Here is a 15,688-nt window from a genome sequence, read left to right on the forward strand (position 1 = left end):
CTTTCCCAACGCAGGCTAATCTTTAGCGTTTAAGCGGAGGAACTTCGTGCCGATTCGTCCCGCGGCCCGCCGGCCCTAGACTTTCAGGGGAGCAGGGAAATTTCCAGGCGGCCCGGCCCGCCCTCCGTGTGCAGCAACCGGCAGCGCACGGACACAACGGATCCGGACCCCTGGCCCGCAGCCCCACCTACCTGACCGGCCGCCGCGCCACCTGGCCGTCCCGGCCTGCACGGCGACGGGGAAAGAGAGCAGCCATGCGCCTGATCAACGAGCCGATGACCGACCTGACCTACTCGGACGTTTTCCTGGTCCCTTCGCGTTCGGATATCACCTCGAGGCTGGATGTGGACCTGTCAGCCGGCGACGGCACCGGGAGCACCATTCCCCTGGTCGTGGCGAACATGACCGCCGTCAGCGGCCGCCGCATGGCGGAGACGATGGCGCGGCGCGGCGGGCTGGCCGTGCTGCCGCAGGACGTGCCGCTGCACGTGCTGGCCGAGGTCACCGGCTGGATCAAGGACCGCCACATCGTCTTCGAAACGCCGTTGGAACTGACCGCGGGCAACACCGTGATCGATGCCGTGCACCTGATGGACAAGCGCGCGCACGGCGCGGTCGCGGTGGTGGACGGCGCCGGCAAGTGCGTGGGCGTGGTGCGCGCCGAGGACTGTGAGGGCGTGGACCGATACGCGTCGCTGGAGTCGGTGATGGCGGCCCACCCGCTGCTGCTGGATGCCTCCATGTTCAACGCCGGGGCGGACACCGCGCTGCGGCAGGCCTTCGACCTGTTCGACTCGGCCTCGGCGTCCTTTGCGCCGGTCGTGGACGACGACGGCGTGCTGGTCGGCGCGCTCACCCGTGCCGGCGCGCTGCGCTCGACCATCTACACTCCCGCGCTGGATCCGCAGGGCCGGCTGAAGGTAACCGCCGCCGTCGGGATTAATGGCGACGTCCGCGCCAAGACCGAGGCGCTGCTGCAGGCCGGGGTGGACGTTTTGGTGGTTGATACAGCCCACGGGCACCAACGCAAGATGTTCGAGGCCCTCGAAGCGGTCCGCAGCCTGGACCCGCAGGTTCCGGTGGTCGCCGGCAACGTGGTCAGCGCCGACGGCGTGCGCGACCTGGTCGAAGCCGGTGCGGACATCGTCAAGGTCGGCGTGGGGCCCGGGGCCATGTGCACCACCCGCATGATGACGGCCGTGGGCCGGCCGCAGTTCTCCGCCGTGCAGGAATGCGCGGAGGCGGCCCGGGAGCTCGGCGCCCACGTGTGGGCCGACGGCGGGGTCCGCTACCCGCGCGATGTCGCCCTGGCGCTGGCGGCCGGCGCCAGCCAGGTGATGATCGGTTCCTGGTTCGCCGGAACGCACGAAAGCCCGGGAGACCTGCTCACGGACAGCAACGGCCGCAAGTACAAGGAAAGCTTCGGCATGGCGTCGGCCCGCGCCGTCCAGAACCGGACCCGGCGGGAGGACGCCTTTGAGCGGGCCCGCAAGGCGCTCTTCGAAGAAGGCATCTCGTCCTCCAAGATGTACCTGGACCCGCTGCGCCCCGGCGTCGAGGACCTGCTGGACGGGATCACCGCCGGCCTGCGCAGCTCGCTGACCTACGCCGGCGCACAGAACCTGGTGCAGTTCCGCGAACGCGCCATCGTGGGCGTGCAGTCGGCCGCCGGCTACGAAGAAGGCCGTCCGCTGCCGGAGAGCTGGTAGGAGTTCCGGCGGCCGGGGCCCTGCGTGCGCCCGTCCCGCTCCGGCGGGGGAGTGGCACGGAGGGCCCGGCGCCGGTACGCCGGCGGCAGAACGGCCGCCTGGGACTGCCCGCGGCCCAACCCCGCCTGCTAGGCTATTGCCCATAATGGACAGCTATTCTAGGAGCCGGTCCGTGACGCACCCCGCAGGGCAGGCAGCATGCCGGACCGCGGGAGCGCAGGCAGCCCAAGCGGGCGCCGCGTGCGAGGCGTCACCCAGCACCGGCAAATCCCGTGCACGTGCCCGTCACACACTTGCCGCCCGCGCGGCCGGTCAGGAGCCTCCTAGTCCGGGCTCGGACGACCCCCCTCCGGTTCCACCCGACCGCCTGAAGTTCGGGGCGGTGGCGCGCTAGATGGAATGGATCCAAATCACCGCCGGCATGCTGCTGATCCTCGGCACCGGCTTTTTTGTCGCCGTGGAATTCGCCCTGGTGGCCCTTGACCAGCCCACCGTGCAGCGCGCCATCGACAACGGCGACCGCGGCGCAGTGCCGCTGATGAAATGCCTGAAGTCCCTCTCCACGCAACTCTCCAGCTGCCAGCTCGGCATCACCCTCACCACGCTGCTGACCGGTTTCCTGATGGAACCGGCCATCAGCTCGCTGCTGCGTCCGTCGCTGACCGCGCTGGGCCTGGCCGAGGCCGTCATCCAGCCGGTCGGTGCGGTGATCGCCATGGTGATCGCCACCCTCCTGTCCATGCTGCTGGGCGAACTCGTGCCCAAGAACGCGTCCATCGCCTTGCCCATGGCGGTCGGCAAGCTGGTGGCCCGGCCCCAGCTGATCTTCACCGCGGTGTTCAAGCCGTTCGTGGTGCTGCTCAACGGCTTCGCCAACAAGGTGCTGCACCTGTTCGGGCTGGAGGCCAAAGAAGAACTGTCCGGCGCCCGCACGCCGTCCGAGCTGGCATCGCTGGTACGCCGCTCCGCGGAAATGGGCACCCTGGATGCCGGGACCGCGAACTTCCTCGCCAAGACCTTGTCTTTCTCCGGCAGGACCGCGGCCGACGTGATGACGCCGCGCATCCGGGTGGAGTTCATCGACGCGGACCAGACCGTGGCCGACCTCATCGCCGCCGCCCGCCGCACCGGCTTCTCCCGGTTCCCGGTGCTCGGCGATTCCCCCGACGACGTCCGCGGCGTCGCGCACATCAAGAAGGCGATCGGGGTGCCGCGCAAGAAGCGTCCGCACCTGCCCGTGGGCACCATCATGGCCGACGTGCTGCGGGTGCCCGAGACGGTGCACCTGGATTCGCTGCTGTCGGAGCTGCGGGCCGCAAACCTGCAGTTCGCCGTGGTGCTCGACGAGTACGGCGGCACCGCCGGCGTGGTGACGCTGGAGGACCTGGTGGAAGAGATCGTGGGCGAAGTCGCCGACGAGCACGACCGGGTGAAGCCCGGCGTGCTGCAGAGCGCCACCGGAAACTGGTATTTCCCCGGCCTGCTGCGTCCGGACGAGGTCAGCGAGCAAATCCCGCAGCTGACCGTGCCCGACGGGGCCAGCTACGAAACGGTCGGCGGCTTCATCATGGCGCAGCTGGGCAGGATTGCGGTGGTGGGCGACACCGTGGCCGTGGACGGCGGCACGCTGGAAGTCGAGCGGTTGGACGGACGGCGGGTGGACCGTGTCCGGTTCATCCCGAGTCCGGCAACCGGTGCGGTGCTGCCTGAGGCCGGCAATGCGGGCGGTGCGCTCTGATGGCCGCCATGGGTATTTTCTGGCTGGTAGTGCTGCTGTTCGCCAACGCGTTCTTCGTCGGCGCCGAATTCGCCGTCATGTCCGCCCGCCGCAGCCAGATCGAGCCGCTGGCCGACACCGGCTCCAAGCGCGCCAAGACCACTCTCTGGGCCATGGAGCACGTCTCCCTGATGCTGGCCTGTGCGCAGCTGGGCATCACCGTGTGTTCGCTGCTGATCCTGAACGTGGCCGAACCGGCGATCAAGGAACTGCTGCTGCTGCCGCTAGAGGGGTGGCTGGGCATTCCGCACGAGATCTCCTACGGCATTTCGTTTGCCGTGGCGCTGCTGCTGGTGACGTTCCTGCACGTGACCTTCGGCGAGATGGTGCCGAAGAACATGTCCGTGTCCATGGCGGACAAGGCCGCGCTGCTGCTGGCTCCGCCGCTGGTGGCGGTCTCCAAGGTGGTGCGGCCGGTGATCTTCACCCTGAACTGGACCGCGAACCACTTGCTGCGGGCCGTGCGGATCGAGCCGAAGGACGAGGTCTCTTCCACCTTTACGCTGGAGGAAGTCCAGTCCATTGTGCAGGAATCCACCAGGCACGGGCTGGTCGACGACGACGCCGGACTGATCTCCAGTTCGCTGGAGTTCTCGGCGGTGACCGCCGCCGCCGTGATGGTGCCGCTTGATGAATTGGTTACCATCGGCGTCGACACCACGCCGGCGCAGTTCGAGCGCGCGGTGGGGCGGACCGGGTTCTCCCGGTTTGCCGTGGCCGACGCCAACGACAACCTCACCGGGTACCTGCACCTCAAGGATGTGATGACCATCCCCGAGGACCGGCTCAACAAGACGATTCCGGTCACCAAGGTCCGCACCCTGGCCAACCTGGCGCTCGATGAGGAGATCGAGGACGCGCTCGCGGTCATGCAGCGCACCGGATCGCACTTGGCCCGGGTGCTGGGATCCGACGGCAGTACGCACGGCGTGCTGTTCCTCGAGGACGTGCTGGAAGTGCTGGTGGGCGAGATCCGCGACGAAACGCAGGCCCAGGGACTGCGCCGGACCGGCGAATAGCCCTCGCGGGGCGCGGCGCGGCAAGACAGTCCCGCGCCGCGCGCCGGTCCCGAGCCGGGCGGATCCGCCTTGGCCGCTCGTTTGCCGCGCAAGCTCGTGTGCCGCGGGCCGCTCGCCTGCCGCGCAAGCTCGTGTGCCGCGGGCCGCGCCTGCCCCGCACGCCTGTGTGCCCCGGGCCGCGCCTGCCCCGCCGAATGCGAACGGTTCGCAATTGCGTTATGCTGAAAACCTTATTGTTACTGATTCTCATTATGAGTAGAACCGAGGTTTGCCCGTGAGGCTCTCACGAACCGCTCCCGTACTGGCCGGGCTGGCCGCCGCCGCGGTGCTGCTGTCCGGCTGCGCCGCCGCAGGGGGAGAGGCCGAAGGTGACGGCAAGCTGAGCGTGGTCGCTTCCACCAATGTCTACGGTGATGTGGCCGAAACCATCGGCGGCGAGCACGTCGACGTCACCTCGATCATCGACCGGATGGCCCAGGATCCGCACTCCTATGAGGCAACGGCGCGGGACAAACTGGCGATCTCCCAGGCCGACCTGGTGCTGGAAAACGGCGGGGGCTACGACACTTTCATGCACACGCTGGCGGACGAGACCGGCGTCGACCACGACTACCTCATCACTGCGGTGGAACTGTCGCCGTTGTCCGGAGCCAAGGCCGCCGAGGCAGGACAGGCCCACGGGGGCGGCGACGCGGGGCAGACGGAGGACAGCCACGCGGACCACAGCCACGGCGGCTTCAATGAACACGTTTGGTACGACCTGCCGACCATGGCCGCGATTGCGGACGCCATCGCGGAGAAGCTCTCGGCCCTGGACCCGGAGCAGGCCGAAACCTTCCTGGCCAATGCCGACCAGTTCCGCGCCGGAATCGACGGCCTCCAGAGCGACATCGACGAACTCGCAGCCACGGCGGCCGGGGAAGCCGTAGCGGCCACCGATCCGGTGCCGCTGCACTTCTTCGATGCGCTGGGACTGGAGAACAAGACCCCGGCAGGCTTCATGGAGGCGGCCGAGGAAGGCAATGACGCCGCCCCGGCAGCCCTGAGGGAGGCCGAGGAGCTGATTTCCGGCGGGTCGGTACGGTTCGTCGCCTATAACGAACAGACCGAAGGGCCGCAGACCCAGGGCCTGCGCAAATTGGCGGAGAAGGCGGGCATCGACGTCCTCAACTTCACCGAGACCCTGCCGCCGGATCAGGACTACCTGGCCTGGATGGCGGAGAACCTGGAATCGGTGGACCAGGCGCTGGACGCGTGACCGGACAGGACGCCGGGCTGTGGTTAACTGAGGCAGTCCAAGCCGGACGCCGCAAGTGCCGCATCCCCTTCGTGCGCTGCGCGGCACGGAAGCTCAAAGGAACACTGCCATGACCCCCGCCGTCCGATTGCAGGGTGCTTCGCTGTCCTTCGGCCAGCGCGTGCTGTGGCATGACCTCGACCTGACCATCAACCCGGGCGAGTTCTTCGCGGTGCTGGGCCCCAACGGCTCCGGCAAGACGAGCTTCCTGCGCGTATTGCTGGGCCTGCAGCCGCTGAGCAGTGGCACGGCCGAGGTCAACGGACGGCCGCTGGAGCGCGGGAGCCGGGACATCGGCTATATCCCCCAGCAAAAGACCTTCGCTCCGGAGACCCCGCTGCGTGCGCGCGACCTGGTGGGCCTGGGCCTGGACGGGCACCGGTGGGGCATTCGGCTGAACGGCCGCAGGCATCGCCGGCGGGTGGACGAACTGCTCGAAATGGTGGGCGCCTCCGGTTACGCGGAAGCCCCGGTCGGGCAGCTGTCCGGCGGCGAGCAACAGCGGCTGCGGGCGGCCCAGGCGCTGGCCTCCGACCCCCAGGTGCTGCTCTGCGACGAGCCTTTGCTCTCGCTGGACCTGCACCACCAGCAGGCCGTGAGCTCCATGATCAACAGGCAATGCCACGAAAGGAACAGCGCGGTCGTCTTCGTCACGCACGAAATCAATCCGATCATCGACTATGTGGACCGGGTGCTCTACCTGGCCGGCGGCCAGTTCCGCGTTGGCACGCCGAAAGAAGTGATGACCACCGAGGTGCTGTCGCACATGTACAACAGCCACGTCGAGGTCATCCACAACCAGGGCCGGATCATCGTGGTGGGGCTTCCCGACGCGACCACCCACCACCACGGCGAGGCGGTGTAAGCATGGATGCATCGGAACTGCTGAACGCGGTCTTCAACTTCAACGACTACGGCGACCTGCTCCCACTGGTGCGCAACTCGCTGATTGCCGGCGCCGTCCTGGGCCTGGTCGGCGGCCTGATCGGCGTGTTCGTGATGATGCGCGACCTCGCCTTTGCCGTGCACGGCATCGCCGAGCTGTCCTTCGCCGGGGCGGCATGCGCGCTGCTGATCGGCGCGAACGTGGTGTTCGGCTCGCTGGTGGGCTCGGTGATCGCGGCCGTGGTCCTGGGCATGCTGGGCATGCGGGCACGGGACCGGAACTCGATCACGGGCGTGATCATGTCCTTCGGGCTGGGCCTGGGGATCCTGTTCCTCTCGCTCTACGAGGGCCGCTCGGCGAACAAGTTCGGCCTGCTGACCGGGCAGATCGTGTCCGTGGACACGGTGCAGCTGAACCTTCTGACCGCGGGTTCGGCCGTGGTGGTGCTGGGGCTTGTGGCCATCTGGCGTCCGCTGGCCTTCGCCAGCGCCGATCCGGACCTGGCCGAGGCCCGCGGCGTGCCCGTGGGCGCCCTCGCGATCGTGTTCATGTTCCTGCTGGGACTTGCCGTGGCGCTGTCCATCCAGGTGGTCGGTGCCTTGCTGGTGTTGTCCCTGGTCATCACCCCGGCCGCCGCGGCGCTCCGGGTGAGCAGTTCGCCGCGCGTGGTCGTGCTGCTGAGCGTGGTGTTCGCGGTGACCGCTGTGGTGGGCGGCATCCTGCTGGCCCTGGGCGGCAGCCTGCCGATCAGCCCCTACGTCACGACGATCTCGTTCCTGATCTACGTGGTCTGCCGGTTGGCCGGGGCGCGGCGGCAACGGAGCGGCAAGGTGGGGCGGCGCGACGTCGCCGCGGTACGGGTGACTGCCGGTTAAGCGCTGGCGGGGGCGGCGCTGCAGTCCGGGCACAGCCCGTACATTTCGACGGTGTGGGCAACCTGCGTGAAGCCGTGCTCCGCCGCCATTCGGGCAGCCCATTGCTCCACCGCCGGAGCCTCAATTTCCACGGTCTTGCCGCAGGTGCGGCAGAGCAAGTGGTGATGGTGATGTTCGACGGCGCAGCGCCGGTACACGGCCTCGCCCTCGCCGCTGCGCATCACGTCAACTTGCCCGTCGTCGGCCATGGCCTGCAGGATCCGGTACGTGGTGGCCAGCGAGACCGAATCGCCGCGGTCCTGCAGCAAGCGGTGCAGTTCCTGCGTGCTGACGAAGTCCTCCAAGCTGTCCAAGGCGGCGGCCACGGCCACCCTCTGGCGGGTCACCCGCTGTTCCGAACCGCGGCGCTGCGCCTGCGGTTTCGCTGAAGGAACGGACATGTCCGCTTCGGCTCCTCGCTGTCGATACTGGCACCCGTAGGGTGCATCCCAGCCTACCAGCAGGCCTGATTACCGGGGCACGCCGGCCCGCCCGCACGACGCACCGCAGGGACGCCGGCCGGCCCCCGCCGCTAGGGTGTGATCCATGAAGCTGACAAAATTCACCCACGCGTGCGTACGGCTTGAGCGGGACGGACACGTCCTGGTGATCGACCCCGGTAACTTCTCGGAAGTGGAGCAGGCCCTCGACGGGGCTACCGCCGTGCTGGTCACCCACGAGCATGCCGACCACATCGACCAGGACCGGGTTCCGGGCCTGCTCGAGGCGGCGGACGACATGCAGTTGTATGCCCCGGCCTCCGTGGCCGCCGGCCTCCGGGCGCTGGTCCCGGCGGCGGCGGGACGGATCCATACCGCCGAACCGGAAACGGAGTTCGAGGTGCCCGGGTTCCGCATCCGCACCTTCGGCGGCCAGCACGCCCTGATTCACCCGCACATCCCGGTGGTCGCCAACATCGGCTACGTCATCAATGACAGCCTGTACCACCCGGGCGATTCCTTCATCGTTCCGCACGGACTGGCCGTCAGGACGGTCCTGGTTCCCGTGCACGCGCCCTGGTCGAAGACCGGCGAGGTGATCGACTTTGTGACCGCGATGCGCGCCGAGCATGCCTATCCGATCCACGACGCCGGCCTGAGCGACCGCGGCCTGTCGCTGGTGGAGAAGCACGTGGAGCGGATTGGCGGTTACTACGGCACCAGGTATCGGCACCTCTCGCCGGGGGAGAGCGTGGAGCTGGCCTGACCTTCGGGACAGCACGGACGGGCTGCTTGGCCCAATACCGGCTGCTGTGATGGACTGTCGGGACACCGGCGGGCAACGACGCCCGCCAGCAGTCAGGAGGAGATCTCATGAGGACTCTGATGGACGTGCAGACACTGCGTGAACGGATGATCTCCGGACAGCGCACCGTACTGCTCGATGTTCGCTGGAAACTGGGCGACGACGCCGGCCACAGCCACTACCGCCAGGCCCACATTCCCGGTGCCGTCTACGTCGACCTGCCCTCGCAGCTGGCGTCGGCTCCGACGCCGGCCGGCGGCCGCCATCCGCTGCCGGAGCCGGAGGCCTTCCGCGAGGCCGCACGCGATTGGGGCATCAACAACGACGACGTCGTGGTGGCCTACGACGACAACGGCGGCATGGCCGCGGCCCGCGTGTGGTGGCTGCTGAAAGACGGCGGATTCGACTCCGTCTACCTGCTCGACGGCGGGCTCGCCGCCTGGCGGGACGAGGGGTTTGAACTGGACAGCGGCGACGAGCTGGCGTGCCTGGGCAACGTCGATCTGGGCAGCGGCAGGATGCCCAGGCTTGAGCTGGAGGACGTGCTGGATTTCGCGGGTACCTCGCTGTTGCTGGATGCCCGGGCCGCCGAGCGTTACCGCGGCGACTTCGAGCCGGTGGACCCCCGCGCCGGACACATCCCCGGCGCCGTCAGTGCACCGACCACGGCCAACCTGGCCCCGGACGGGCGCTTCCTGCCGCCCGCGGAACTCGCGGCACGGTTCAAGGACCTGGGGGCGGAAGGACGGAAGGTGGCCGTCTATTGCGGATCGGGCATCACCGCCGCCCACCAGGTCGTTGCGTTGGCCGAGGCCGGCATGGATGCGGCCCTCTTCCCGGGCTCCTGGTCACAGTGGTGCGGACATCCCGAGCTGCCGGTAGCCACGGGGAGCGCGCCGTAATCAGCCGCCGGATCAGCCCGGAGCGACGCCCTGCACCACGGCACCGAAAGCGTCACAGAGGGTGTGCCGTGGTGGCATGGCGAAGCAGCAAACGGTAGCGTCAGGCCCATGACACTTGGCCGTCCGGCACCGCCGCCGCTGGGGAAACCGCTTTCACCTGACCAGGAGCAGCAGGCCCTCGCGGCAGCCGACCTGCAGACACCGAGGAGCAGTATGAGGAGGGCGGCGGCCTATGGAGTGACGGGGCCCGATTCCGGCATGGTTGCCCTGCAGATTGAACGCCGCGCCGCCGGACCGCACGACGTGGAGATCGCCATCGCCTTCTGCGGCCTCTGCCACTCGGATGTCCACACGGTCCGCGGCGAGTGGCGCGAGATCGAGTATCCCCTGGTGCCCGGCCACGAGATCGTTGGGCGGGTCACGGCCATCGGCCAGGACGTCACCCTGCACGCCGTCGGCGACTTGGTGGGCGTGGGCTGCATGGTGGATTCCTGCGGCGATTGCTCCGCCTGCGGGGAAGGACTTGAACAGTACTGCGACAAGGGTGCGGTGGGCACCTACGGCGCCCGCGACCGCCGCCACGGCGGCGGGATGACGCAGGGCGGATACGCAACGTCCGTCGTCGTCGATGAGAACTTCGTGCTGCGCGTGCCGCCGGAACTCGACCCCGCCGCCGCGGCCCCCCTGCTCTGTGCCGGCATCACCACTTACTCGCCCATGCGCTACTTCGGCGTCGAAGCCGGCGACTCCGTCGGCGTGGTGGGCCTGGGCGGGCTGGGACACATGGCTGTCAAACTGGCCAAGGCCATGGGGGCGTCGGTAACCGTCTTCACGAGCTCGGCGGACAAGGCCGATTCGGCCCGCGCGCTCGGCGCCGACCACGTGGTGGTGACCGGAGACGCCGAGGCGCTCGCCGCGGCCCGGCGGAGTGTTGATTTGGTCATCGATACGGTGGCCGCGGCCCACGACCTTGCCCCGTACCTGCGGGCCATCCGCCGCGACGGTGCGCTGATCCAACTGGGCGTGCCGCCCGAGCCGATGCCGCCGGTGCCGGTCAACCTGCTGATGCGCGAGCGCGTCGCCTACGGCGCCTCGAAGATCGGCGGCATAGCCGAGACCCAGGAGATGCTGGACTTTTGCGCCGAACACGGGATCACGGCCGACATCGAACTGGTGGGCGCACCGGACCTCGACCAAGCCTATGACCGCATGGTGGCCGGCGACGTCGCCTACCGCTTCGTCCTGGACATCGCATCGCTGAACCGCTGAGCGGCCTGCCCGTGGTTGATCGCCTGCGGTGGACCTGCCCGCACCGAGGCCGGGCCGGCCGAACCTTCGCTGTCACCCGACCGGACTCCCACGAGCCCGGCTGGAACCTGGCCGGCTCTTACCGACCCCCGAATGACCCCAACCGACAAGGACTGCGTACATGAGCACCCTCTTCACCAAAATCATCGACGGCGAGATCCCCGGCCGCTTCGTCTGGAAGGACGACGACGTGGTGGCGTTCCTGAGCATCGGCCCGCTCGCAGACGGGCACACGTTGGTGGTGCCGCGGCAGGAAGTGGATCGCTGGACCGATGCCCCGGCCGATCTGCTGCAGAAACTCACCGCGGTCGCCCAGGCCATCGGCAAGGCTCAGGTGGATGCCTTTGGCGCTGCCCGTGCCGGCCTGATCATCGCCGGCTTCGAGGTGAACCACCTGCACCTGCACGTCTGGCCCTCCAACTCGGAGGCCGAGTTCGACTTCAAGCGGGCGCAGCAGGACCCGGACCCGGCCGTGATGGATGAGTCAGCCAAACGCCTCCGGGCGGCGCTGCGCGAGGCCGGACACGGGGACGTCGTTCCCGCCGACTGACGCGGGAACCTGTCGTACCCCGCGCGTCAGCCGGCGAGGGCCTCGTTCAAAGCAGTTCGGACGCGCTTCTCGGACACCGAATACGCGGTGCCGAGTTCCTGCGCGAAGAAGCTGATCCGCAGTTCTTCCAGCATCCAGCGCACCCTGTCCAGCCCGGAGCCGTCCAGGTTCCCGGGCTTCAGCGCCGCCCGCGCGTCGTCGTACTCGTCTTCGAGTCGCTGAACCACTGCCATGTGCTGCACGTCCCGGCCCACGGCGGTCGGCAGTTTTTGCAGCCGGCGCTCAATCCCCTGCAGGTAGCGCGGCAGCTGGCTGAGCTGCGCATAGCCCGTGGCCGCCACGAACCCGGGATAGACCAGCTGCTCCAGCTGGCTCTTGATGTCGGAGAGCGGGCTGATCAGGGCCAGGCTGGCGTTGGACTTCAGCTCCTTCTGGATCCGCCGGGTGCTGGAGAGGATCTTCTCCACGATGGCGGTCACGGTGAAGACGGTGTCGATCAGTTCCGCGCGGACCTGCTCGTACAGCGCGTCGAAGCCGGCCCGGGTGAAGGGCAGTTCGACCGGCACCAGCTTGTCCACCGCTGCCTGCGTGCAGTCGTCGATCAGCGACGCCACCGAACCGTGCGGGTTCTGCGTGAAGGTCAGCTTCTCCGTATTGTTCAGGTGGTCCAGCACGTACCGCTGCGGCGAGGGCACCCGCAGCACCAGCAGCCGGATGATGCCCGAGCGCATGGCCGCCTGCTGGCCGGAGGGTGTCTGGAAGACGCGCACACCGACGGTGCTGCCTTCGTCCACCAGGGCCGGATAGCCGGTCACGGTGTGCCCGGCCACCTCGCGCTTGACCTCGCGGGGGAGGTCGCCGTCCGGCCAGGCGGTCAGGCCGCTGCGTTCCTGCAGGCCCGTGGCGTCCTGTGCGGCAGTGCCCGACGCCGGTGTCCCGGCAAAGGGGGCCGCGGCCTGGCCGCCGCCGCGCTTCTTGCCGGTGGCGCCGCGGCGCTGACCCGCCGGCGACGGCTGGGCGGTCTTGGGCGTCGCCCCGAGCGACTCGGCGATGGCCCGGCGGTTGGCCGGCGCAAGTTCCTGCTGCAGCCGGTCCAGGTCCTTGTCCTCGCCCAGCACCTTGCCGGCGCCGTCGAGCACGCGGAACGACATCCGCAGATGCGGCGGCACGGTCTCCCAGTTCCATGAGCCGGGCGGGATGATGTGCCCCTTCAGCCGGCGCAGCACCAGCTCCAGCGACGGCTCCAGGTCATCTTCGGCGGGATCGAAGTCCGCCGCCAGGGCCGCCGCCGCGCTCCGGGCAACGTCCGGGGCCGGGACGAAGTTCTTCCGGACCTGCTTGGGCAACGACTTGATCAGCGCGGTCACCAGCTCAACCCGCAGGCCCGGGATCTGCCAGCGGAACGGGGCCGCGTCCAGCTGGTTGAGGAACAGCACCGGCACGTGCACGGTCACGCCGTCCGACGGATCCGGGGTTGCCCCCGGTGCCACCGGCGAGAATTCGTAGCTCAGCGGGAGCTCGAAGGTCCCCTGCCGCCACGTCTTCGGGAACGCCGAGGCGTCGAGTTCCTCCGCGTCGGCGGCCAGCACGGCATCCGGATCGAAATCCAGCAGCGTGGGATTCTCCGCCCGGGCGTCCTTCCACCACCTGTCGAAGTGCCGTTCGGAGACTACCTCGGGGCCGATCCGTTCGTCGTAGAACTCGAACAGCGTTTCGTCGTCCACGCGCAGGTCGCGGCGGCGCATCCGGGTCTCCAGTTCCTCGACCTCGGCCAGCAGCTTGCGGTTGCGGTGGAAGAACTTGTGGTGCGTGCGCCAGTCGCCCTCGACCAGGGCGTGGCGGATGAACAGCTCGCGGCTGAGTTCCCGGTCGATCCGGCCGTACTGGATCCGGCGCTGCGGGACGATCGGCACCCCGTAGAGGGTGACCTTCTCGTAGGCCATCACGGAGCCCATCTTCTTGGACCAGTGCGGCTCCGAATACGTGCGCTTGCACAACTGCGGGGCAATCTCTTCGGCCCAGGCCGGATCGAATTTCGCCGCCACCCTGGCCCACAGCCGGGAGGTTTCCACGAGCTCCGCGGCCATCACCCAGTCCGGCGACTTCTTGAACAGCGCCGAGCCGGGGAAGATGGCGAACCGGGTGCCGCGCGCGCCGGCATATTCGCGCTTGCGCTCCTCGTACACGCCAATGTGGCTGAGCAGGCCGGCGAGCAGGGACTTGTGGATGTCGTCGTGCCTGCCCACGGGGTCGACCTCCCGACCGGACTCCAGCGAGATGCCCAGCGGCTTGGCCAGCTGGCGCAGCTGCGCGAACAGGTCCTGCCACTCCCGGACCCGCAGGTAGTTGATGAACTCGGTGCGGCACAGTTTGCGGAACTGGGTGGAGGAGAGCTCCTGCTGCCGCTCCTGCAGATAGCGCCACAGGTTCAGGATGCCGGTGAAGTCGGACTTCTCGTCCACGAAGCGCTTGTGCTTCTCGTTGGCCTGCTGCTGCTTGGCCGTATTGTCCCCATGGGGCCGCTCCCGGGGGTCCTGGATGGTCAGCGCCGCCGCCAAAACCATCACCTCGCGGACGCAGCCGCGCTGGCCGGCCTCCACGATCATGCGGCCCAGCCGGGGGTCCACCGGCAGTTGCGCCAGTTTGCGCCCGACGGCGGTGAGCCCCGACTTCGGCGCGGATCCTTCCTTGGCGCCGGGCTGGGGCAGGGTGCCGGGCTCGGGCAGGGCTCCGAGTTCGCGCAGCAGGGTGACGCCGTCGTTGATGGCGCGGGACTCGGGCGGCTCCACGAACGGGAACGCCTCGATGTCCTTGGGGCCGCGGGCCACGCCCATCGCGGTCATCTGCAGGATGACCGCGGCCAGGTTGGTGCGCAGGATCTCGGGGTCGGTGAATTCCGGCCGGGAGTCGTAGTCCTCTTCCGAATAGAGCCGAATGGCTATCCCGTCGCTGACGCGGCCGCAGCGGCCCGAGCGCTGGTTGGCCGAGGCCTGCGAGATGCGCTCGATCGGCAGCCGCTGGACCTTGGTCCGGTGCGAGTAGCGGGAGATGCGCGCGGTGCCGGTGTCGATGACGTACTTGATGCCCGGAACCGTCAGCGACGTCTCGGCCACGTTGGTGGCCAGCACGATCCTGCGCTGGCCGCCGGGGGAGAAGACACGGTGCTGCTCCGCCAGCGACAGCCGGGCGTACAGCGGCAGGATCTGGGTGCCGGCCAGCCGGCGGTTGGTCTTGATCCTGGCCGCGAGGGCGTCGGCGGCATCACGGATCTCGCGCTCGCCGGAGAAGAAGACCAGGATGTCCCCGGGCGCCTCCAGGGACAGCTCGTCCACCGCGTCACAGACGGCGTCGAGCGGGTCGCGGTCTTCCTCCAGCTCGTCCACGTCCGGGTTGTCGGGATCGGTGGCCGCCGGCTGGTTCAGCGGGCGGTAGCGGATTTCCACAGGGTAGGTCCGGCCGGAAACCTCGATCACCGGCGCCGGTTCGTCGTCGCTGCCGAAGTGCCGGGCAAAGCGGTCCGGGTCGATCGTCGCGGACGTGATGATGACCTTCAGGTCCGGACGCTTGGGCAGGATTTGCTTGAGATAGCCCAGGATGAAGTCGATGTTGAGGCTGCGTTCGTGGGCCTCGTCGATGATGATCGTGCTGTACTTTTTCAGCAGTTTGTCGTGTTGGATTTCGGCCAGCAGGATGCCGTCCGTCATGAGCTTGATCCGGGTATCCCGGCCGACCTCGCCGGTGAAGCGGACCTGGAAGCCGACCTCCTGGCCGATCTTCACGTCCAGTTCCTCGGCGATGCGTTCGGCCACGGTCCGGGCGGCCAGCCGCCGGGGCTGGGTGTGGCCGATCAGCCCCTTCTCGCCCAGGCCCAGCTCCAGGCACATCTTCGGGATTTGCGTTGTCTTTCCGGAGCCGGTTTCGCCGGCGATGACGGTCACTTGGTTCGCGGCGATGGCCGCCATGATGTCCTCGCGCCGCTCCGAAACCGGCAGGGCCGCGGGGTACGTGATGTTCACAGCCATGATTGACCACAGTCTAGTCGCTGGACCCGCTGCCCCGGACCGTCCGCACAGCAGGACCG

12 protein-coding genes are annotated in these 15,688 nt (G+C 68.7%); 10 read left to right on the top strand and 2 right to left on the bottom strand.

What is annotated here, in order from left to right; genetic code table 11:
- The first annotated feature begins 254 nt into the window (after positions 1–254).
- The 6 genes from guaB1 (at position 255) to AC5RUP_RS15265 (ending at position 7,563) form a co-directional block, all read left to right on the top strand.
- Positions 255–1,709 (top strand): GMP reductase, encoded by a 1,455-nt coding sequence (gene guaB1, locus AC5RUP_RS15240; protein ID WP_494158720.1) that lies wholly within the window; start codon positions 255–257, stop codon positions 1,707–1,709.
- A gap of 394 nt (positions 1,710–2,103) precedes the next feature.
- The gene (locus AC5RUP_RS15245) at positions 2,104–3,447 is read left to right on the top strand and encodes a hemolysin family protein (RefSeq protein WP_494154944.1); all 1,344 of its coding nucleotides are present in this window, start codon (positions 2,104–2,106) and stop codon (positions 3,445–3,447) included.
- 8 nt (positions 3,448–3,455) lie between these two features.
- Positions 3,456–4,505 carry a hemolysin family protein gene (locus tag AC5RUP_RS15250; RefSeq protein WP_494154945.1) on the top strand — a complete coding sequence of 350 codons (1,050 nt, stop codon included), beginning with the start codon at positions 3,456–3,458 and terminating at the stop codon, positions 4,503–4,505.
- A gap of 274 nt (positions 4,506–4,779) precedes the next feature.
- Positions 4,780–5,763, top strand: coding sequence for a metal ABC transporter solute-binding protein, Zn/Mn family (locus AC5RUP_RS15255; RefSeq protein ID WP_494154255.1), 984 nt, complete (start codon positions 4,780–4,782; stop codon positions 5,761–5,763).
- 109 nt (positions 5,764–5,872) lie between these two features.
- Positions 5,873–6,667, top strand: coding sequence for a metal ABC transporter ATP-binding protein (locus tag AC5RUP_RS15260; protein WP_494131829.1), 795 nt, complete (start codon positions 5,873–5,875; stop codon positions 6,665–6,667).
- A 2-nt stretch (positions 6,668–6,669) separates the two neighbouring features.
- Positions 6,670–7,563 carry a metal ABC transporter permease gene (locus AC5RUP_RS15265; RefSeq protein WP_494154254.1) on the top strand — a complete coding sequence of 298 codons (894 nt, stop codon included), beginning with the start codon at positions 6,670–6,672 and terminating at the stop codon, positions 7,561–7,563.
- Here the strand turns inward: AC5RUP_RS15265 and AC5RUP_RS15270 are convergent.
- On the bottom strand, positions 7,560–8,003 hold the full coding sequence (locus tag AC5RUP_RS15270) for a Fur family transcriptional regulator (RefSeq protein WP_494000149.1): 444 nt from the start codon (positions 8,001–8,003) through the stop codon (positions 7,560–7,562). The genes AC5RUP_RS15265 and AC5RUP_RS15270 overlap by 4 nt on opposite strands.
- Before the next feature lie 145 nt (positions 8,004–8,148).
- Here AC5RUP_RS15270 and AC5RUP_RS15275 point away from each other — a divergent pair, with 145 nt between their 5' ends.
- The 4 genes from AC5RUP_RS15275 to AC5RUP_RS15290 all read left to right on the top strand — a co-directional run bounded on the left by AC5RUP_RS15275 (position 8,149) and on the right by AC5RUP_RS15290 (position 11,607).
- A complete protein-coding gene (locus AC5RUP_RS15275) occupies positions 8,149–8,808 on the top strand; it encodes an MBL fold metallo-hydrolase (RefSeq protein WP_494154253.1) in 660 nt (219 codons plus the stop codon).
- Positions 8,809–8,915: 107 nt separating this feature from the next.
- On the top strand, positions 8,916–9,749 hold the full coding sequence (locus tag AC5RUP_RS15280) for a sulfurtransferase (RefSeq protein WP_494154252.1): 834 nt from the start codon (positions 8,916–8,918) through the stop codon (positions 9,747–9,749).
- Between the two features lie 108 nt (positions 9,750–9,857).
- Positions 9,858–11,018 carry an NAD(P)-dependent alcohol dehydrogenase gene (locus AC5RUP_RS15285; RefSeq protein WP_494154251.1) on the top strand — a complete coding sequence of 387 codons (1,161 nt, stop codon included), beginning with the start codon at positions 9,858–9,860 and terminating at the stop codon, positions 11,016–11,018.
- Between the two features lie 160 nt (positions 11,019–11,178).
- Positions 11,179–11,607 (top strand): HIT family protein, encoded by a 429-nt coding sequence (locus AC5RUP_RS15290; RefSeq protein ID WP_494131824.1) that lies wholly within the window; start codon positions 11,179–11,181, stop codon positions 11,605–11,607.
- Positions 11,608–11,633: 26 nt separating this feature from the next.
- Here the strand turns inward: AC5RUP_RS15290 and hrpA are convergent, their stop codons facing one another.
- Complete coding sequence (hrpA, locus tag AC5RUP_RS15295; protein WP_494158721.1) at positions 11,634–15,629, bottom strand: ATP-dependent RNA helicase HrpA; 3,996 nt, start codon at positions 15,627–15,629, stop codon at positions 11,634–11,636.
- Between the last annotated feature and the right edge of the window lie 59 nt (positions 15,630–15,688).

Source organism: Arthrobacter sp. Y3223151 (genome assembly GCF_059091125.1).